At 64.6% G+C, this 18,807-nt stretch carries 18 protein-coding genes and 3 pseudogenes; 13 read left to right on the top strand and 8 right to left on the bottom strand.

What is annotated here, in order from left to right:
* A pseudogene (locus BLQ77_RS26765) lies at positions 1-232 on the bottom strand (IS110 family transposase); the annotation flags it as partial.
* Between the two features lie 268 nt (positions 233-500).
* Positions 501-1,397, bottom strand: a complete 897-nt coding sequence (locus BLQ77_RS26770; RefSeq protein WP_089964130.1) for a LysR family transcriptional regulator — start codon at positions 1,395-1,397, stop codon at positions 501-503.
* A gap of 188 nt (positions 1,398-1,585) precedes the next feature.
* Between BLQ77_RS26770 and BLQ77_RS26775 the strand changes: the two genes are divergently transcribed.
* The 11 genes from BLQ77_RS26775 (at position 1,586) to BLQ77_RS26825 (ending at position 12,076) form a co-directional block, all read left to right on the top strand.
* Positions 1,586-2,596, top strand: coding sequence for a hydroxyacid dehydrogenase (locus tag BLQ77_RS26775; RefSeq protein WP_089964131.1), 1,011 nt, complete (start codon positions 1,586-1,588; stop codon positions 2,594-2,596).
* Positions 2,597-2,598: 2 nt separating this feature from the next.
* On the top strand, positions 2,599-3,279 hold the full coding sequence (locus tag BLQ77_RS26780; RefSeq protein ID WP_207545911.1) for an RraA family protein: 681 nt from the start codon (positions 2,599-2,601) through the stop codon (positions 3,277-3,279).
* Between the two features lie 27 nt (positions 3,280-3,306).
* Complete coding sequence (locus BLQ77_RS26785; RefSeq protein WP_089964132.1) at positions 3,307-4,260, top strand: Bug family tripartite tricarboxylate transporter substrate binding protein; 954 nt, start codon at positions 3,307-3,309, stop codon at positions 4,258-4,260.
* A 95-nt stretch (positions 4,261-4,355) separates the two neighbouring features.
* A complete protein-coding gene (locus BLQ77_RS26790; RefSeq protein ID WP_089964133.1) occupies positions 4,356-4,817 on the top strand; it encodes a tripartite tricarboxylate transporter TctB family protein in 462 nt (153 codons plus the stop codon).
* A gap of 3 nt (positions 4,818-4,820) precedes the next feature.
* A complete protein-coding gene (locus BLQ77_RS26795; protein ID WP_008887015.1) occupies positions 4,821-6,320 on the top strand; it encodes a tripartite tricarboxylate transporter permease in 1,500 nt (499 codons plus the stop codon).
* Positions 6,317-7,357, top strand: a complete 1,041-nt coding sequence (locus BLQ77_RS26800) for an amidohydrolase family protein (RefSeq protein WP_089964134.1) — start codon at positions 6,317-6,319, stop codon at positions 7,355-7,357. The genes BLQ77_RS26795 and BLQ77_RS26800 overlap by 4 nt, the downstream gene beginning before the upstream one ends.
* The gene (locus BLQ77_RS26805; RefSeq protein WP_089964135.1) at positions 7,354-8,295 is read left to right on the top strand and encodes a tripartite tricarboxylate transporter substrate binding protein; all 942 of its coding nucleotides are present in this window, start codon (positions 7,354-7,356) and stop codon (positions 8,293-8,295) included. The genes BLQ77_RS26800 and BLQ77_RS26805 overlap by 4 nt, the downstream gene beginning before the upstream one ends.
* 54 nt (positions 8,296-8,349) lie before the next feature.
* Positions 8,350-9,318 (top strand): TRAP transporter substrate-binding protein DctP, encoded by a 969-nt coding sequence (dctP, locus tag BLQ77_RS26810; RefSeq protein ID WP_089964136.1) that lies wholly within the window; start codon positions 8,350-8,352, stop codon positions 9,316-9,318.
* A 94-nt stretch (positions 9,319-9,412) separates the two neighbouring features.
* Positions 9,413-9,835, top strand: coding sequence for a TRAP transporter small permease (locus tag BLQ77_RS26815; RefSeq protein ID WP_242661885.1), 423 nt, complete (start codon positions 9,413-9,415; stop codon positions 9,833-9,835).
* Position 9,836: 1 nt separating this feature from the next.
* The gene (locus BLQ77_RS26820) at positions 9,837-11,129 is read left to right on the top strand and encodes a TRAP transporter large permease (RefSeq protein WP_089964138.1); all 1,293 of its coding nucleotides are present in this window, start codon (positions 9,837-9,839) and stop codon (positions 11,127-11,129) included.
* Entirely contained in the window at positions 11,126-12,076 is a 951-nt protein-coding gene (locus BLQ77_RS26825) for an SMP-30/gluconolactonase/LRE family protein (protein WP_089964139.1), read from the top strand. Before BLQ77_RS26820 ends, BLQ77_RS26825 begins: the two co-directional genes overlap by 4 nt.
* On the opposite strand, the gene BLQ77_RS26830 is transcribed toward BLQ77_RS26825, so the two are convergent.
* The 6 genes from BLQ77_RS26830 to BLQ77_RS26855 form a co-directional block, all read right to left on the bottom strand.
* Complete coding sequence (locus BLQ77_RS26830) at positions 12,073-13,206, bottom strand: alpha-hydroxy acid oxidase (protein ID WP_089964140.1); 1,134 nt, start codon at positions 13,204-13,206, stop codon at positions 12,073-12,075. The two genes, BLQ77_RS26825 and BLQ77_RS26830, sit on opposite strands and share 4 nt — an antisense overlap.
* Positions 13,206-13,973 carry an amidohydrolase family protein gene (locus BLQ77_RS26835; RefSeq protein WP_089964141.1) on the bottom strand — a complete coding sequence of 256 codons (768 nt, stop codon included), beginning with the start codon at positions 13,971-13,973 and terminating at the stop codon, positions 13,206-13,208. Before BLQ77_RS26835 ends, BLQ77_RS26830 begins: the two co-directional genes overlap by 1 nt.
* Positions 13,970-15,445, bottom strand: coding sequence for a tripartite tricarboxylate transporter permease (locus tag BLQ77_RS26840; RefSeq protein WP_089964142.1), 1,476 nt, complete (start codon positions 15,443-15,445; stop codon positions 13,970-13,972). Before BLQ77_RS26840 ends, BLQ77_RS26835 begins: the two co-directional genes overlap by 4 nt.
* Before the next feature lie 39 nt (positions 15,446-15,484).
* Complete coding sequence (locus tag BLQ77_RS26845; RefSeq protein ID WP_089964143.1) at positions 15,485-15,949, bottom strand: tripartite tricarboxylate transporter TctB family protein; 465 nt, start codon at positions 15,947-15,949, stop codon at positions 15,485-15,487.
* Entirely contained in the window at positions 15,946-16,896 is a 951-nt protein-coding gene (locus tag BLQ77_RS26850) for a Bug family tripartite tricarboxylate transporter substrate binding protein (RefSeq protein WP_089964144.1), read from the bottom strand. Before BLQ77_RS26850 ends, BLQ77_RS26845 begins: the two co-directional genes overlap by 4 nt.
* A gap of 539 nt (positions 16,897-17,435) precedes the next feature.
* On the bottom strand, positions 17,436-18,080 hold the full coding sequence (locus BLQ77_RS26855) for a recombinase family protein (protein ID WP_242661884.1): 645 nt from the start codon (positions 18,078-18,080) through the stop codon (positions 17,436-17,438).
* 26 nt (positions 18,081-18,106) lie between these two features.
* On the opposite strand from BLQ77_RS26855, the pseudogene BLQ77_RS28330 reads away from it, so the two are divergent.
* Positions 18,107-18,274: pseudogene (locus tag BLQ77_RS28330) on the top strand (IS481 family transposase); the annotation flags it as partial.
* A 60-nt stretch (positions 18,275-18,334) separates the two neighbouring features.
* Positions 18,335-18,807, top strand: a pseudogene (locus tag BLQ77_RS26860) (IS5 family transposase); the annotation flags it as partial.

Genomic DNA, 18,807 nt, shown 5'->3' on the forward strand with positions numbered 1-18,807 from the left:
GCGGCTCAAAACCAAGCTGGCGCAGGGTTCGACTGACGAAATGCGCGCTCAGGCAGGCTTCCATCCCGACGATGCATCGCGGCAACTTCTCGAATGTCGCGACGAGGGCCAACCGCTTGATCTGTTTGCGCAACACCAATTGACCATGTCGGTCAAACCCGACGAGATGGAACGTATCTTTGCCGATGTCGATCCCGATGGACATCAGCGGAACGAAGGTCTTCTTCTCCATGCTACTTCTCCAACTTGCAGACATAGGCACAGCCTAACCTGCTGAGTGAAGCAGCCGGTACATCCCATTAGCGGACGTTCGCATGGGGACGATTTGGTGTCCGTTTTCGGCTAATTAAGATCGCGACCACTTTCAGTCCAAAGTGATGGCATACACTTCGAGAGTTTTGGAGATCTGTGAAAACCGCACCGTGGCGTTACGCCAGCTGACGCTTCCAAAGAAGCCGGGGCCGGGCGCTTCGTTACGGCGTTCGTAAATGTGAACACGGTCAGGATCGTGTGGGCCTGACCACTCCGTAGTCGCCGCATAGGTCCGCGAGGACTGCGTGCAGAAGCGCGATGATCTCAGCACGCGGCGCCGCAGTCCTTTCGACGATGCCGATCTGGCGGGTCACCTGCGGAACCCCGAAGGCCAGACGCATGATGTTCAGATCCTCGGGTTCCTGCAGGGCAACATGCGGCACAACCGAGATGCCCAGACCTTGCCGCACGCCCGTGACGATCGATCCGATGGTGTCGATTTCGGCCACGTCATTGGTGACGACGCCGAGACGGGACAACTCTGTATCGATCAGGTTCGCCAGCGGCACGGCGCTTCTGAAACGGATGTAGGGCCGGGTGTTCAACAGTTCGATCGGGTCGCTCGCTTCCATGCCACGAGGCACGATCAGCCATAGCGGTTCACGAAGGAAGGGGCTCCAGCGCAAGGTGTTGGGAATCCCGAGGTGTTCCGCGACGATAGCGGCGTCGAGCCGTCCGCCGGCCACGTCCGCGATCAGGGTTGAGGAAAGGGATACTCGCAAACTTGGTTTCAGGTCCGGATAGCGCCCGCGCATCTGCACCATGGCGCGGGGCAGCAGGTTCAGCGCACTCGAGCGGACCGATCCCAGCATCAGCGTCCCGGCGATCTGGTCGCCGCGCAGACTGGCCTTGGCGTCCTCGGCGCGGCGCAGGATATCCTCGGCCATTTCAATGACCTGGAGGCCATCAGGCGTGATCCGGGGCGGTCGCTTGGTGCGGTCGAAGATGGTCACGCGCAGTTCATCTTCCAGAGCGTGAACCTGCTGGCTGACGGCCGAAGGTGTCAGGCCGACAAGGTCTGCCGCCTGCGCGAAGGTGCCGTGCGATTGAATGGCTAAAAGGGTCTTGAGTTGCCGGGTGTCCATGCTTTGATCCAGTTTTTCTAAATATAATAACCAGAATTACGCGCTTTTGTGAAGTCATTCTTGGCGTTACGGTATCCACCCAAGGAGGACACCCATAGCCGGTTCGGGAGACCGCTGTGGGCCAATTGAAAAACAGAGACACGAAATGGCGCGCCCCGATGCTTCGGGACGCTATGGAGACATGTGCGATGAGCAAGACAATCCTGGTAACGGGACCCGACCTTGATCCGTCCGCCGCCCAGCTGGTGGCGGACCGCGGTTACCAGACGGTGCATACCCCGCCCTATGCCGACAGCGCGGTGATTTCCGACTATCTCCAGCAGACCGGCGCCGAGGGGATCGTATCGCGCATGGGCCGCCTGGACGCCGCCGTCATGGACGCGGCGCCGCAGCTCAAGGTGATTTCGAAGCACGGTGTCGGGGTTGATAATATCGACATCCAAGCCGCTGCCGAACGGGGTATCCCGGTGTTGGTTGCGACCGGTGCCAACGCCGTCTCCGTGGCGGAGCACGCCATCGCGCTGCTGCTGGCGGCGGTCAAGCGTATCCTGCCGCTGGATGCTGGCCTGCGCGCCGGGCGGTGGGAAAAGCCGGGCTTTTCCGGGCACGAGATTGCCGAATCGACCATGGGCCTGATGGGCATGGGCGCAATTGCACAGGCGACGGGCCGCATGGCCAAGGGGCTGGGGCTGCACCTGCTGGGCTATGATCCATATGCGCCCGACAGCGCCTTTGAAGAGCTGGGCGTCACCCGCTGCGAGACGGTCGAGGACCTCTTGGCCGGGTCCGACATCCTGTCGCTGCATTGCCCGCTGACCGAACAGACACGCCGCCTTCTGAACGCCGAAAGCATCGCGCAGATGCCCAAGGGGGCCTACGTGATCAACACCGCCCGTGGCGGGCTGATCGACGAGGCGGCGCTGGTCGCCGCGATCCAGAGTGGGCACCTGGCGGGCGCCGGGCTCGACACCTTCGCGTCCGAGCCGCCCGCTGCCGACCATCCGTTCTTTGCCGTGCCGGAAATCGTGCTGACCCCGCACATCGGGGGCGTCACCCGCCAGGCGGGCGCCCGTGTCGGCGTCGATGCCGTACGCGGGATCTTCCAGATCCTCGACGGGCAGCCCGTCGCTCCCGAACGCATCATCAATCGCAAATTGCTGGCCGCCGCGCAGGCGGAGCCGGCCAAGATGGAGAAATAACCATGACAACGGGCTTCCGTATCCTCAAACGCGACCGTGTCGCCGCCCCTGAGCTTGTCGCAGAGTTCGCCAAGCTGCCCGTCGCCAACGTGTCCGACAGCATGTCGCGCATGACCGCCGCCGGGTCGCGTCTCCGTCCGATGCACACCTCCGGCGGCATGGCGGGCGTTGCTCTGACGGTCAAGGCGCGCCCCGGCGACAACCTGATGCTGCACGCCGCCATCGACCGCGCCGTGCCCGGCGACGTGATCGTCGTCGATGCGGGCGGCGCGCTGGACAACGCGCTGATGGGCGAGCTGATGCTGGCCTATGCGATCAAGAAGGGTGTCGTCGGCTTTGTCATCGACGGCGCGATCCGCGATCTGGACAATTTCCGCGAAACCAACCTGCCCACCTGGGCGGCGGGCGTCACCCATCGCGGCCCCTACAAGGACGGCCCCGGAGAGGTGAACGTGCCCATCGCCATCGACGGCATGGTGATCAACCCCGGCGACATCGTCATCGGCGACAGCGACGGTGTGCTGTGCGTGCCGATCGACGGGGCCGAGACGATCCTGAAAGCCACTCAGGACAAGTCTGCGAAAGAAATCAAACAAATGGCAGACATCGAAGCCGGCACAAACGACCGGACTTGGGTCGACCGCGCGCTCAAGGAACGCGGCTGCGCCCTGCTCGACGACTGAAACAACCGCATGAAACGGAGGAGTAACATGCTCAACATCTTCAAGAAAACCGCCATCGCGGGTGCGATGATCCTGTCCGCAGGGGCGGCGCTGGCCGAATATCCCGAAAAGCCCATCGAGGTGATCGTCGGGTACTCGGCCGGTGGTGGCACCGATGTCATGGCGCGCACTGCGGCGCCCTTCATCGAGAAATACCTTGGCGACGGCGCAAGCCTTGTGGTCAAGAACATGCCCGGCGCCTCGGGCCAGATCGGCGTGACCGAAGCGGCGAATGCCGAACCGGATGGCTACACGCTGGGCACCTTCAACTTGCCGGGCATGATGGCGCGTACCATCGACCGCGAGGCAGGCTACGACCGCGACAGCTTTACCTATCTCGCCAACGTGGTGAACGATCCCAACGTCATCGTGACCTCCAAGGCGAGCGGTCTCGACACGCTGGACAAGCTTCTGGAAGAGGCCAAGGCCAATCCCCTCGCGATCACCGTCGGTATGTCGAGCCTCGGCGGCGATGACCATTTCGCGCTGATCAAGCTGGAGGAGGCCACCGGGACCGAGTTCACCATCGTGCCGTTCAAGGGTTCCGCCCCGGCACGCACCGCGCTGCTGGGCGGCCATGTCGCCATGGGCATCCTGAACATCTCGGAAGTGGCCGAATTCCAGGATCAGTTGAACGTGCTGGGCGTTGCCACCAAAGAGCGGTCGCCCTTTGCCCCCGACCTGCCGACCTTCAAGGAGCAGGGTCTCGACCTCGTGAACGGCTCCATGCGCGGCTTCATCGCGCCCGCCGGTCTGCCCGAGGACGTGCAGGCCAAGCTGATCGACGCCTTCTCGCAGCTCTCCGGCGATCAGGAATTCCTCGACGCCATGGCCGCGACTGCGAACCCGGTCGAAGTCGTGACCGGCGAGGAGTTCAAGCAGCTGACCTCGGATCTCTACGACCTCGCCAACGGCGTGTGGCAGACCTCTCCCTGGAACTGAGGCCACGTGCGTGAGGGGGGCGTCCTCCCTCACGCTGCCCAGTCCCTGAGGGCGTCGCCCTCAGCCATCTCATCCCTCATACCGAAGGCAATCTCATGCCCGAGAGCCGTAATTCCCGCCTGACAAGGCCCGAGACCCTGACTGCGATCGGCATCTTCGTGGTCGCCGCCGGGTTCCTCTTCCCAACCTATGACTTGCGCGCGATCTCCGCGCTGCTGCCTGCCGCCATGCTGATCGGCCTGCTCGTGCTGTCGGTGTTCCTGTTGCTCGCCGATCAACGCAAGGCCAGCGCGGGCGAAGACGCCGCGCCCATGACCAAGGCACCCAAGCGGGTGATCGGGGCCTTCCTGATGATCGTCAGCTACGCGCTGGCCTGCGATTTCGTCGGCTTCTACATCAGCACCGCCGTGACGATCCCGCTGGTGGCGTGGACCTTCGGCTATCGCAGCCCTGTTGGCCTGTTGATCGCGACCGTGATCGTCGTCGGCACGATCTGGGCGATCTTTGATTTCGGGATGTCGCAGGACTTCCCCACCGGCCGTCTCTGGGGGCGCTGAACCATGTATTCCGATCTTCTCCATGCCCTGCCGGATGTCTTTGCCTGGACGAACTTCGCCGCCGTCGTGATTGGCGTGATCGCGGGCATCGTCGTCGGCGCCATGCCGGGCCTGTCGGCCACCATGGCGATCTCGGTGCTCGTGCCCTTCACCTTCGGGCTTGAACCGCTTGTCGCGCTTGGCCTCATGGCGGGCATCTACAACGGCGCGATGTATGGCGGCGCCATTCCCGCCGTGCTGCTGCGCATCCCCGGCACGCCTGCTGCCGTCGCCACCACGTTCGACGGCTATCCGATGGCGCAGAAGGGCGAGGGCGGTTTCGCGCTGCAAGTCGCGGTCGTCTCTTCGTCCATCGGCGGCATTGCCTCGGCCTTTGCGCTGATGCTGCTGGCGCCGCCGCTCAGCAAGGTGACGCTGCTGTTCGGCCCGTCCGAAGTGTTCTGGGTCGCGGTCTTCGGCCTTGCCTCGATCATCTTCCTGCTGGGCGGCAACCCGGTCAAAGGTCTGATCTCGGCCTGTTTCGGGGTCTTCGTGTCGGTGATCGGCTCGGACCCGATCTATGGCAACGACCGCTTTACCTTTGGCCAGCTTGAAATGCTCGACGGCATCAACATCGTGATCCTGCTCGTCGGCCTCTATGCGCTGCCGCCGGTGATCGACCTGCTGGAAACGCCGCTCAAGACCGATGGCGTCAACAGCTCCAAGCTTGGAACCCAGTCGCTCTGGAAGGCGCTGCCGCGCATGAAATCCTACTGGAAGACCTGGCTGCGCGGGTCCTTGCTGGGGATCTGGATCGGCATCCTGCCCGGCGCGGGCGGCTCCATGGCGGCCTTCATGTCCTATAATGAGGCGCGCCGCACCTCGAAGCACCCGGAGACCTGGGGCGAGGGCGAACCCGAGGGTGTGGCCGCCGCCGAGGTCGCCAACAACGCCGACACCGCATCGGCGCTGATCCCCGCGCTGACGCTGGGCATCCCGGGCACCGCCGTGGCTGCGGTCATGCTGGGCGGCCTGCTGGTGCACGGCCTGCAACCGGGGCCGATGCTGTTCCGCGACAACCCGGACGTCGTCTTCGGCTTCATGTGGCAGTTCCTGTTCGGCGCGATCCTCCTGGTCCTGCTGGGTGGCTCGCTGGCGACCAACTCCTTCGCCCGCCTGCTGAACCTGCCGCGCCCGCTTCTGGGGTCGGTAATCATCGTGCTCATGCTGATCGGCGTCTATTCGATCCATGGCCGCATGTTCGACGTCTACCTGATGCTTGGCTTCGGTGCGATCGGCTGGGTGATGGACCGGCTCAAGTTCCCGCTGCCCCCCGTCGTGCTGGGCCTGATCCTTGGCGGTTTCGCCGAAGAGAACCTGCGCCTTGCGCTGCGGATCGGACGCGGTGATCCGATGGTGCTGTTCCAGAACTGGACCAGTCTGATCCTCGTGGCGCTGACCGTCGCCGTGGTTGTCGGCCCGACGCTGAAGAAGCGTTTCATCGACAGCCGCAAGAAAGCATGACCGCGAGCCCGCATCATAAGGTCCGCGAGGATTGGCTGGCCCTGGGGCAGGAGGAGACTCTTGCCCCGGAGCAGCCGATCTTCGACTGCCATCACCATCTTTGGGACCGGCCCGAAGGGCGCTACCGGGCCAAGGAGCTGATGGCTGATGTGGGCTCGGGCCATGATGTGCGGGCGAGCCTTTATGTTCAATGCCGCACCGGCTATCGCGATCACGGCCCCGAAAGCCTGCGCCCGGTGGGCGAGGTCGAAACCGTGCTGGACTGGATGCGCGGGCAGGATCGGTTCCCGGCGGGCATCGTCGCCATGGCTGACCTGCAACTGGGCGACGACGTGCGCCCGGTGCTCGACGCGCTGACCGAGGCGGGGCAGGGGCGGGTGATCGGCATCCGCAACACCACCGCCTGGCATGCCGATCCGGCGGTGCGCTCCAATCCCAACCCGCCCTCCGAGGGGCTGTTGCGGACAGGCGCCTTCATCGACGGCGCACGGGCGCTGGCCGCCCATGGCCTGACGCTCGACGTCTGGGCCTACCAGACGCAACTGGACGAGGTCCGCGCCTTGGCCGAGGCCGTGCCGGAGCTGACCGTCATCGTCGATCACTGCGGAGGCCCGCTTGGCGTCGGCCCGCATGACCGCACCGACACACAGAATTTCCGCGCCTGGCGCGACGCGCTGGCTCTTGTTGCCGCGCTGCCCAACACGCGCATCAAGATCGGCGGCTTCGGCCTTGGCGTCTTTGGCTGGCGCTACGCCGACGCGGCGCTGCCGCCGCGCTCACACACGCTGGCCGAGGACTGGCGCCCCTGGGTGGAAACCTGCCTCGACCTCTTCGGGCCGACCCGCGCCATGTTCGAAAGCAACTTCCCCGTGGACAAGGGGCAGGTCAGCTATCGAACGCTGTGGAACGCCTTCAAGCGCCTCGCCGCTCCGCTGAGCCGGGGCGACCGCGATGACCTGTTCTGGCGCAGCGCCGCGCGCGCCTACGGCATCGACGCACAGCTATTCAAACATGACACTGGGAGGATACCGTCATGAAAACATCCCTTACCGCGCTTGCGCTGGCCCTCACGGCCACAGCCGCATTCGCCGAATACCCCGACAAGCCCGTCGAGGTGGTCGTCGGCTATTCCGCCGGCGGCGGCACCGATGTGATGGCCCGCACCGTGGCGCAATTCCTTGAGCAGGAACTGGGCGATGGTGCATCCGTCGTGGTCAAGAACATGCCCGGCGCCGGTGGCCAGATCGGCTTCACCGAGGTTTCCGAGGCGGCGCCCGACGGCTACACGCTGGGCTCCTTCAACTTGCCTGCGGCCCTTGCCCTGACCAAGGACCGCGCGGCGGATTACGACGTGGACAGCTTCACCTATCTTGCGAATTTCGTCGAGGACCCGAACACGATTACCGTCGCGGCCACGTCGCCATTCCAGACTCTGGACGAACTGATCGATGCGGCCGAGGCCGACCCCGGCGCGATCACGCTGGGTCTGTCGAGCCTTGGCGGAAACGACCATTTCGCTGCCAATATGATGCAGGACGCAAGCGGCGCTGAGTTCACGCTGGTGCCATTCAAGGGCGCATCGAACGCACGCACCGCGATCATGGGGGGGCATGTGGCCGCCGGAACCATGACGCTGGGCCAGACCTCGAACTTCCCGGACGAACTGCGCGTGCTTGCGGTGCTGGCCGACGAACGCTCGCCCTTCCGCCCGGATGTGCCGACCGCCAAGGAGCTGGGCTATGACGTGCAGATGTCATCCCTGCGCGGCATCGTCGCTCCCGCAGGGCTGGACGACGCGACGACCGATCGGCTGCGCGCCGCGCTGAGCGCCGTCAACGAAAACCCCGACTTCCAGGAGATGATGGCCGAACAGGGCAACCCGATCGCCTTCATGGTTGGGGACGAATTCGCCGCCACGTCCGCCAAACAGGACGGCATCGCCACTCAGATCTGGGCCGAAACCCCTTGGAAATAATCCAAAGGCCGGGCCGGGTGGCCCGGCTGTCCACTCACTACTGGAGGAGATACCATGACTATTAAGACACTCGGCGCCGCCGCGCTGATCGCCGCGTCCGCCACCGTCGCACACGCCGACGACTGGACCGCCTACACTTATTCGTCCGTCTCGACGACGTCTGCCGTCAAGGGCATGCAGCGCATTGTCGACCGCGTCGCGGAAGACACCGACCTGACCATCGACCTGCACCTTGGCAAGACCTTGCAGATCGCGTCCGCAGACATCACGCAGGCCGTGGGCGATGGCATCATCGACATGGCGGCGGATTTCTTTTTCTCGGGCAGCGTGCCGATCGCGCGGGTGCTGAACCTGCCGATGCTGATCGAGAACGACGAGGAATGGGCCAAGGCCTACGAGGCGATGGAACCGACGCTGGTCGATGCCTTCGCACAGCAGGGTGTCGTGCTGCTGGGCGGCTACCGCTACCCGGAGCAGACGATCTTCACCACGTTCGAGATCAGCTCGCTGGCAGACCTCGAAGGTCACAAGATCCGCGTGACCTCGCCCGAGCAGGGCAAGTTCGTAGAGATGTTCGGCGGCGCGCCGATCACCCTGTCGGGTTCCGAAGTGCCGACCTCGCTGGAACGCGGCGTCATCGAGGGCGTGCTGACCGCCTCTGCCGGCGGGGCGAAGAACTGGCACGAGTTCCTGCCCTACAACTACCGCTTCGCGGTCAACTACGGCAACTCGATGATCATCGCCAATGAGGACAGCTTTGACGCGCTGTCTGAGGACACCCAGACTAGGCTGCGCGAGATCGTCGCCGAAGAAGGCCCCGCGACCACCGCGGCCTTCCTTGAAGACGAGGAAGCGCAGAAGGCCTCGCAATCCGAGGCGGGCATGACGCTGGTGGACGCGGCCGAAGGCGACGCCGAGATGGCGGGCGAAAAGCTGGCGCCGTTCTGGGAAAGCTGGGCCGAGGAGAACGGGCCGGAGTATGTCGAAGCCCTCGCCACCGTGCGCGAAGCCATCGGTAAGTAAGATGCAGACGCAAAGCAGAACGGGGCCGGCATCGGCCGGCCCCATTTTCGACGTTGCCGCGTGGATCACGGCCGCGGCAACCGGCTTGGTCCTCGTGGCTCTGGTCTCGCTGGTCTGCCTCGAGGCGCTGCTGCGCGGCGGCTTCAACTACTCGCTGGGCTTTGCCGAGGAGCTGACGGGCTACGGCGTCGTCTTCATGACCTTCTTTGGTGCGGCCCTCGCGCTGCGGGGCCATGCGATGTTTCAGGTGCATTTCCTGCTGGACACCTGGTCCGAAGGCACACGCCGCTGGCTGATCCGCGTCTTCGTGCTGATCGCGCTGGTGATCTGCGTGATCCTTGCGTGGAAGACCAAGGACCTGACGCTGTCCTCCTTTTCGCGCGGCAAGTTCGCCCCGACCGTCCTGCGTACTCCGCTGTGGATTCCGCAGATCATGCTGCCTGCGGGTTTTTCCGTACTGGCGTTTTTCCTGGTCGAGCAGCTGCTGCTGACCTTCCGCAAATCCGAGGAAACCTGACATGGAAGCGATCCTCGCCTTCGGCCTGCTGATCGGCCTGATCCTGGGCGGCATGTGGGTGCAATTCGCCGTGGCGGGCGCGGGCCTGACCTATATCTGGCTGCTCAAGGGCTTTGGCGGCTGGAAGGCGCTTGGCCTTGTCAGCTGGGGCGCGGCCAACAGCTTCACCCTCGCCGCCATTCCGCTGTTCGTGCTGATGGCCGAGATCCTGCTGGGCTCGGGCCTGTCGACGCGGCTTTACAATGGCGTCGCGCCGTTCATGCGGCGCTTGCCGGGCGGATTGTTGCACACCAACATTGCGGGCAGCGGCATCTTCGCGGCGATCTCGGGCGGCTCGGCGCCGACCGCCGCCGCCATGTCCACCGTCGCATTGCCGGAACTGTCCGCGCGTGGCTACAACAAGCGCCTCGTCGCCGGATCGCTCGCCGCGGGCGGCACGCTGGGCATCCTCATCCCGCCGTCGATCACCATGATCATCTACGCCACCTTCACCGAAACCTCGATCGCGCGCCTGTTTGCCGCCGGTCTGGTGCCGGGCATCCTGCTGGCGCTGTGCTACATGGGCTTCATCATGGCGCGTGTGCTGATCAACCCCAAGCTGGCGCCAAAGACCGAGACAAAGGCAAGTGCCGGGGATCTGGGCCGTGCGCTTCTGGATATCGTGCCGTTCCTGATGCTGATCGTCATCGTTCTTGGCAGCATCTACGGCGGGTTCGCCACCCCGACCGAGGCCGGGGCCGTGGGCACCGTCGGCGCCATCCTGATTGCCGCGCTCTATCGCAAGTGCAGCTGGCGGTTGCTCAAGGACGCGCTGTCGCGCACTGCGTCGATGAGCGGCAACATCCTGTTCATCGTCTTCACCTCGATGATCTTTGCCTATGCAACCGCGCTGTCGGGCATCGGTGAGGACCTTGTCGGAATGCTGGAAGAGGCCAATGTCTCGCGCCTGACCTTCCTGCTGATCATCATGGTGGTCTTTGCCATCCTGGGCTGCTTCATGGAAGGGCTGGGCATGATCGCGATCATCGTGCCGGTGATCTTCCCAGCGCTGATGGCGATGGACGTTGACCCGATCTGGTTCGGCGTCTTCGTGGTGATCCTTGTGGAACTGGGCCAGCTCACCCCGCCGCTGGGCGTGATCCTGTTCGTCGTCGCCTCGTCGTCGAACGAGGTGAAGGTCGAGGATGTGATCATGGGCACCTTGCCCTTCTTCCTCATCATCGTCGCGTTCATGCTGCTTTTGATTGGCGTGCCCGACATCGCGCTGTTCCTGCCGGAGTTCACGTTCGGATGACGCACACCTATCCTTTCCCCGAGCCGGTCGTCATCGACGCCGAGGTCTTCACCGAACTGCCCGCTGCGCTGCGCCGCACCGGCCAGCCATCCTACTGGGCGGAAAAGAACCGGCGCGGTGCCCCCGCGGACAGCTTTCTCGAGGGGCCGTCGTTCGATGCGCAGGGCAACCTGTACTTTGTCGATATCCCTTTCGGCCGGGTCTTCCGCGCCGATCCGGGGGGCGGGATCAGCCAGATCGCCGAATACGACGGCCAGCCCAACGGGTTGAAGATCCACCGCGACGGGCGGATCTTTCTGGCGGATTACCAGAACGGCATAATGCTGCTGGATCCGGAAACCGGGGCTGTGACCAAGGCGCTTGGCGATGCCGACACTGAAAGCTTCAAAGGCTGCAACGATCTGCATTTCGGGCGTGACGGGGCGCTCTATTTCACTGACCAAGGCCAGACCGGGCTGCAGGACCCCACGGGTCGGGTCTGGAAGTGGCAACCCGAAACGGGCGCGCTGGCCTGCCTGATCGACAAGGTGCCCAGCCCCAATGGGCTGGTGCTGGATCTGGCCGAACACGTGCTCTTTCTTGCGGTGACGCGGGCCAATGCGGTCTGGCGGCTGCCGATGTCGCCCTCGGGGCGGGTCAACAAGGCCGGTCTGTTCATCCAGTTTTCCGGGGGGCGAGCCGGGCCGGACGGGCTAGCGTTGACGTCTGACGGCGGCGTCGTGGTCTGCCAGACCGGTATGGGCCTCGTCTGGGTGCATGATGTGCTGGGCCGGCCCATCGCTGTGGTACGCAGCCCGCGCGGGCTAGGGACGACCAACTGCGCCTTTGGCGGGCCGGAGGGGCGGACCCTCTTCATCACTGAAAGCGACAGTGGCAGCATCCTGAAGGCAGAGTTCCCGGAAAGCCTCGGTATCGCGGGCGCGCCGATATTCTCGGGCGCGCTCTAGACCGGGTGCAGGATTTCGGGGCCGATCTCTGACAGGTCCCGGAGACCCAGAAGGCCGAGATTGCGATGCACCTCGGTCTTCAGGATGTCCGCGGCGCGCTCGGCCATTGGCTGACCACCCAGCGTCGCCGCATAGAGAAACGGCCGCCCCACCAGCACCATGTCCGCGCCAAGCGCCAGCGCCTTGATCACATCGGTGCCGCGCCGGATGCCGCCGTCGATCAGCAGCCCCATGTCGCCCGCCTGTGCCCGCGCCTCTGGCAGGATGCGCAGCGGCGAGATGGCGTGATCCAGCTGCCGCCCGCCGTGGTTCGACATGACCACCGCATCACAGCCAAGCGCGCGGGCCTGCGCCACGTCGGCGGGCGCGATCACGCCTTTCAGCACCAGCTTGCCGGGCCAGAGGTCGCGCATCAGCGCGAGGTGATCCCAATTCAGGTGATCCTTGCGCCCGAAATCCCGCGTCGCTTGTTTCGAGATGATCGGCGCGCCGCGCACGGCATCGGAATTCTCGAAATGCGGCATGCCCCGCATCAGCGTGGGCAGGAAGGTGCTTAGCACCCAGCGCGGTTTGATGGCGAAGTCCCAGATCAGCCGTGGCCTGACCCTGAGCGGTGTGGAAAAGCCCGCGCGCATGTTGTTCTCGCGGTTGGCCACCACAGCGGTATCTGCAGTCAGCACCAGCGTGCCGAAGCCTGCCGTCCGCACGCGGGCGATCAGGGCGCGGATGCGGTCCTTCTCGCCGGGCAGATAGGCCTGGAACCAGGCTTTCGGGTTGGCCTTCACCACATCCTCCATGCGCGTGAGGGACGAGCCGGAGAGCACGAAGGGCAGGCCCGCCGCCGCCGCGGCGCGGGCGAGGGCCACGTCCCCGTCGCGGGCCATCAGCGCCGAAAGGCCCATCGGTGCGACGCCGAAGGGCGCCGCGTAGCTCTCGCCCAGAAGGGTGCAGGCGGTCGAGCGCCCCTCGACCCCACGCAACACGTTCGGCACCAGCCGCCAGGCGTCCAGCGCATCGCGGTTGTCCTGCCTTGCCGCGTTCGTCTCTGCCGCGCCCGAAACGTAGCCGAAAAGCGGGCGCGGCAGACGCCGCCGCGCGGCAGGTTCGAAGTCATCCAGGGTCAGAAACATCAGAACCCGTAGAGCCTTTCAGGGTTGTCCCACATGCACCGCGTAAAGCTATCCTGGCTCAATGCCTCGCGGCACAGTTTTAGCATCGGCGGAATTTCGGGCACCGGCTCGGGGGTCATCACATGCGGCCAGTCGCTGCCCCAGATGATCTGGTCGGGAAAGGCTGCGCCAAGGCGTTCGATCAGCGCGCTCAGGTCGCCGTAGTGCCCGATATCGGTGCTGACCCGCGTGGGCGACAGCTTGGCCCAGACGCGACCCGTCTCGAGCAAGCGGAACAGGGGGGAAGGCGCGGCAGGATCGACATGGCCCATATGGTCCAGAACCAGCCGCAGCCCCTCGGGCAGATCTGCCATCATATCGGCAAGCCGGTCAAAGCTGCGCGGCTCGGTGTTCAGCTCGATATGCCAGCCGACCTCGGCCACGCGTTTTGCAAGCCTTGGAAGCTGATCAAGCGCGCTGTCCCCAAGCCTTGCACGGTCCTGAATGCGGGTCGCGCGGATGCCGGCGTCATGCAGCGCTTGCAGGTCGGCATCGGCGTCGATCATCGCAACGCCGCGCAGGGCGACGGGTCCATCGGTGCCCAGAACCTCCACCAACCGGCTGTTGTCCGTCCCATCGACCGAGGCCTGCACCACCACCGCACGGCGCACGCCCAGCGGCGCGGCCTCGTCCGTATAGTCGCGGATGTCGCGCGCGGGCGGCACGTAGGCGCCGGTCTGCGGGGCCTCGGTCTTGGCAAAAGAGTGGATGTGGCAATCGGTGATCATAGACGGGGCTTTCTCAGGCTGAAGAACAGGCTGATCGCCAGCGACAGCACGGTCAATGCCACAAGCCCGATGGTGATGGGCGAGCCCACAAAGATGCCATAGCCACCGCCAGAGGTCAGAAGGGCCTGCCGCAGGCTTTGTTCGAATGGCGCGCCGAGGATCAGCCCGATCAGCAGCGGCGGCAAGGGGAAGCCCGCGCGTCGGAACAGGAAGCCCAGCACGCCCGCACCCAGCATCACCCAGACGTCAAACAGGCTGTTGTTCACCGAAAACGCGCCGAAGATGGCGAGGATCGTGATCGCGGGCAGCAGGTGGCGCGGCTGGATGCGGGTGACGTGGATCGCCACACGGAAGAACATCAGGCCAAGGAGCACCGTCGGGATCGACGACAGCAGCAGCGCCTCAAAGATGGCATAGACCTCCAGCCCGTGGTCGCGGAACAGGAACGGCCCCGGTGCCAGCCCGTGCAGCATGAAGGCGCCAAGGATCACCGCCGTCACCGCATCGCCGGGGATCCCCAGTGCCAGCGTCGGTACCAGCGCGCCGCCGGTGACGGCGTTGTTGGCGGCCTCGGGGGCGGCGACACCTTCGGGCGCGCCCCTGCCGAACGCATCCGGATCGGCAGAGCGCGAGCGGGCGAGGCTGTAGCTCATGAAGGCGGGTACGGTGGAGCCGATCCCCGGCAGGATGCCGACAAAGGTGCCGATGAGCGAGGACAGGAACAGCGTCATCCGCATCCGCCACAGCTCGATGAACCGCACGGCAGAGCTTTTCAGCGGCGGCACCTCGACATCGCCCACGAGCGGTTCACGGTCGAACGCCTGCAACAGCACATCGGACATGGCGAAGAGGCCGATCAGTACAGGGATCAGCTGGAACCCGTTTTCAAAGGCGAAGGATCCGAAGGTAAAGCGCGGTGTGCCACTGATCGGGTCAAGCCCGACGATACCGGCGCAGGCCCCGACGAGAACCATGATCAGCGCGTCAAGCTTTGATCCACCACCGAACAGCACGATGACCAGCAAGGCGAACAGCATCAGCATCGCCATCTCGGCCGGGCCGAAATCCAGTGCGAAGCGCGCCAACGGCTCGGCAAGTGCCATCAGGACGAGGCAGCTGAAGATGTTGCCGACAACGCTGGCATAGAGGGCAAAGCGCAGCGCCCGTCCGCCCTCGCCACGGCGTGCCATGGCGAACCCGTCGATGGCCGTTGCCGCCGACGAAGGCGTGCCCGGCACGTTCAGCAAAACCGCCGAGATCGACCCGCCGAAGATCGCGCCCTGGTAGACACCAAGCAGTAGGATGATCGCCGGGATCGGCTGCATCGAGAAGGTGACCGGGATCAGCAGCGCGATGGCCATGGTTGGCCCGAGGCCGGGGATCGCCCCGATGATGATCCCCGAGACGATTCCGACAAGCGCGGCGACCAGTACCCAGAGGTTCAGAAGTTCGAGAAAGGCATCGACAAGCACGGCTTGCGCTCCTTTGAAGTCTGGAATGAATAGGCAGGCTCAGGGCAGCGGGATGCTGAGCCCATGCCGTCCGCCAAAGGTCACGACGGCTGCCACGATCAGCGGCAGAACCAGCAAGAGGGGACGGCGTTCACCCAGCATGAGGGCCACGACGATACCGGCACCGGCGGCCCCGAAGAAGAACCCGACCTGCGGCATCGCCCATAGCGCCACTGCGCTGCTTGCGGTGACGGCCAGGACACGGCCGAGCCGGACGGGATTGCCAAGCGGGAAATCCTCGGCGCGCAGGCTCAGGACAAGGCGGAGCGCCACGACCGCCGCCAGCAGCGAAAGGGCAACGCGGGGAAAACTGCGCGCATCCGGTCCGGAGGCGCCGAAGCCGAACACCTGGATCTGGCTGTCGAGACTGTAAAGCCCCCAGGCCGCTGCCGCCAGCAACAGCCCGGCGGTCAGCGTCCGGAAGCCGGGGCGGGCGACCCCGCCCCCGTGGCCGTTGGTGCTCAATTGCCGAGGTCCTTGGCGATCTCGCGGTAGGCGGCGAGGTTCTCCTCGATCGTCGCCGCGAGATCTTCGCCCGACATGATCCGCACCGGTTGGCTGAGATCGGTCATGAAGGTCTTGAACCCATCCGACGAGGCCACCTCGGTGAAGGCGGATTCAAGCTTGGCGATGATCGCGGGATCGGTGCCGGCGGGGGCCATGATGCCGACGATCGACGGGAATTCCGCGGCCAGCCCCGCCTCTTTCAGCGTCGGCGCATCGGGGAATTCCGGGTCGTTGGTGCCGTCGAGCACGCCCAGAAGGCGCAGCTGGCCGTCCTGCACGAGGTCGCGATAGGCCGGAACCAGTGCCGCGTCCACGTGGCCGCCCAGCACCGCCGCCGTCGCCTTCGAGGCGCCGTCGAAGGGCACGTGCTGCAGCATCGCGCCGGTCTCCTTGGCCACCGAGGCGAAGGCCAGGTGCGCGCCTCCCATGGCGCCCGCGGTGCCATAGGTCACGGCGCCGGACTTGGCGCCTTCGATCAGCGCGTCGAGCGTGTCGTAGGGGCTGTCCGCCGGAACCACGACGCCGTGGAACGGGCCGGAGTAGTTCAGGATCGGGATGAAGTCGGCCAGCGTGTCATAGCCCACATCGCGCAGCGCCGGTGTGACGAAGGACGGCGACGAGGTCGTCGCGATCAACGTGTAGCCATCGGGCTCGGCCGACGCGACGGAGCGCATCGCATTGGTCCCGCTGGCGCCCGGCTGGTTTTCCACGACGATGGGTTGGCCGAGGATTTTCTCGGCCATTGTCGCCATCTGGCGCGCCGAAATATCGGTGGTGCCACCCGCCCCATAGGGCACGACAAGGGTGATCGGACGGGTCGGGTAATCCTGCTGCGCGACGGCGGCAAGCGGCGTGATCGCCAACCCGGCCAAAAGGGCCAGGGACGAACGGCGTGTGTATCTCATGGTATCCTCCCAAGGATCGAAAGTGCTGGCCGATGGCCGCGGCGGTCGGCTGAAAACCTGTTGACGGTCGTTGCCTATGGTCCGGCCTCCCACCGGATGCTCGATCATGACCTTTATTATTTTTTACTAAAAGCGCTAAAAATTTAAGCTTAAAAACAGATATTTTTCACCAACCGTTCTGGCTGCGTGATGACGGGAAGGTGGCGACTTATCCTGCTTACACCTCGACTACCCGCCGACAGGTATCGAATTCGGTCCTTGTCAGAGCCACCCTGCGCAGGCCGTGGCCAACGTTGGACTTGGGTTAAGCAGTCGTTCTGAAGGTCGAATTGCCCTGCAAGTCGCGCAGACGGAAACCGCTGAGATCGAGCAATCTTTCATCGGTCTTTGATCATGGCAGAGCGCTGGTTTGCGCCGCGATGAAACATGCTCACAAGATTTGCAACGTTCCATTGTCTGCGCGCTGCGGCCGTTCGTCCACGTCGCAGCGAAGGTCGGCTTTCCGCCCATCATGCCCAAGGAGGCCTCGGCCCTTTCGCTTATTGAGCCGAGCATAAAGGGCTTTGAGGCGCGTTCATCAATGTTTCCAAACCCTGCTTCGCCAGTGTGCGATAGACGTTTGGCCGCGAGACGGAAAAGACCTCGGCCAAGTCCGACACCGAATACTCCCCGGTTGCGTGCATCCGTGTCAGTTCCTCGGCTTGTCGGTCGGAGAGCTTTGGCTTCTTGCCCTTCAGCTTCCCTTTGGCGCGCGCAACCGCCATGCCCTCGCGGGTGCGTAGCCGGATTAGGTCGGCTTCGAACTCGGCGAAGGTCGCCAGTACGTTGAAGAACATCCGTCCCATCGGATCGGTGGGGTCGTAGACCGTGCATCCTAGCGCGAGCCGTACCCCGCGCTCAGCTAGCCCGTCGGCGATGTCGCGCGCGTCCGGCACCGAGCGGGCCACCCGGTCAAGCTTGGGCACCACAAGCGTGTCGCCCGCCCGCACGGCGGCCAGAGCCTGGGCAAGACCGGGGCGGTCGCGGTTGCGGCCGGTCAGCCTATGGTCGGTGTAGATTCGCTCAGAGGCGGCGCCAAGAATCTCCAGCGCCGCGCGCTGCGCGGCTAGGTGTTTGATCCCACGGTTTGATGGTGTGATCCTTTCGAAGGAATGGAAGGATGCCCTATGGGACAAGTTCGTCACGGAAGCGCCACGACCAAGCACGCCGTCAGCTGCGCACTCACCTCGCAGACTTCATGGCAGATTACAACTTCGCGCGCCGCCTCAAGACCATCAACGGGCTCACACCATACGAATACATCTGTAAGATGTGGACATCAGAGAAAGACAGTTTCATCCTCGATCCGATCCACCAGATGCCGGGACTGAACACCTAGGACGTGTTGACAAAAGGGATTCACAGTTCGGGCTGATCGTGATTCAAGCTGGTATCTGCGATGGAGACCCGCTTGGCACGAGACCTGATGTCGAACGAGGAATGGGCGTTCTTTGAGCGTTTCATCCGGACAGTCCGCACCCCGAACGGGCGCAAACCTACCAACCACCGCCTGGTTCTTGATGGGATTTTCTGGATCGCGCGCACGGGGTCTCCCTGGCGCGATCTGCCTGAAGAGTTCGGCAAGTGGTCAAGCGTCTACCGCCAGTTCCGGCGTTGGACACTGGCGGGGCTCTGGGAGCAGATCATGGACGCCCTGATCGAAAGCGGCGCGGTCCCGCACGCCCTGCAAATGATCGACAGCACCGCGGTTCGCGCCCATCATCCACTGCCCGGCAGGGCATTGCGCCAGCAATGTCCCGAGAGGGGGGCAGCGGGCGCTAAAGGGGGACTCCGCGACAGGGTTTTGGCCGCTCAAGAGCGTCCGATGGGAAAACAGTCCACTGGACTGTTTTCTGGACCATCTTCCACTTC

The organism is Salipiger thiooxidans (genome assembly GCF_900102075.1).
GTDB classification, from domain to species: domain Bacteria; phylum Pseudomonadota; class Alphaproteobacteria; order Rhodobacterales; family Rhodobacteraceae; genus Salipiger; species Salipiger thiooxidans.

Coding starts and splice junctions, on each gene's coding strand:
- BLQ77_RS26805 (WP_089964135.1), top strand. CDS start 7,354: ATGAAAACATCCCTTACCGCGCTTGCGCTGGCCCTCACGGCCACAGCC.
- BLQ77_RS26835 (WP_089964141.1), bottom strand. CDS start 13,973: ATGATCACCGATTGCCACATCCACTCTTTTGCCAAGACCGAGGCCCCG.
- BLQ77_RS26795 (WP_008887015.1), top strand. CDS start 4,821: ATGTATTCCGATCTTCTCCATGCCCTGCCGGATGTCTTTGCCTGGACG.
- BLQ77_RS26785 (WP_089964132.1), top strand. CDS start 3,307: ATGCTCAACATCTTCAAGAAAACCGCCATCGCGGGTGCGATGATCCTG.
- BLQ77_RS26820 (WP_089964138.1), top strand. CDS start 9,837: ATGGAAGCGATCCTCGCCTTCGGCCTGCTGATCGGCCTGATCCTGGGC.
- BLQ77_RS26780 (WP_207545911.1), top strand. CDS start 2,599: ATGACAACGGGCTTCCGTATCCTCAAACGCGACCGTGTCGCCGCCCCT.
- BLQ77_RS26775 (WP_089964131.1), top strand. CDS start 1,586: ATGAGCAAGACAATCCTGGTAACGGGACCCGACCTTGATCCGTCCGCC.
- BLQ77_RS26790 (WP_089964133.1), top strand. CDS start 4,356: ATGCCCGAGAGCCGTAATTCCCGCCTGACAAGGCCCGAGACCCTGACT.
- BLQ77_RS26800 (WP_089964134.1), top strand. CDS start 6,317: ATGACCGCGAGCCCGCATCATAAGGTCCGCGAGGATTGGCTGGCCCTG.
- BLQ77_RS26825 (WP_089964139.1), top strand. CDS start 11,126: ATGACGCACACCTATCCTTTCCCCGAGCCGGTCGTCATCGACGCCGAG.
- BLQ77_RS26830 (WP_089964140.1), bottom strand. CDS start 13,206: ATGTTTCTGACCCTGGATGACTTCGAACCTGCCGCGCGGCGGCGTCTG.
- dctP (WP_089964136.1), top strand. CDS start 8,350: ATGACTATTAAGACACTCGGCGCCGCCGCGCTGATCGCCGCGTCCGCC.
- BLQ77_RS26850 (WP_089964144.1), bottom strand. CDS start 16,896: ATGAGATACACACGCCGTTCGTCCCTGGCCCTTTTGGCCGGGTTGGCG.
- BLQ77_RS26770 (WP_089964130.1), bottom strand. CDS start 1,397: ATGGACACCCGGCAACTCAAGACCCTTTTAGCCATTCAATCGCACGGC.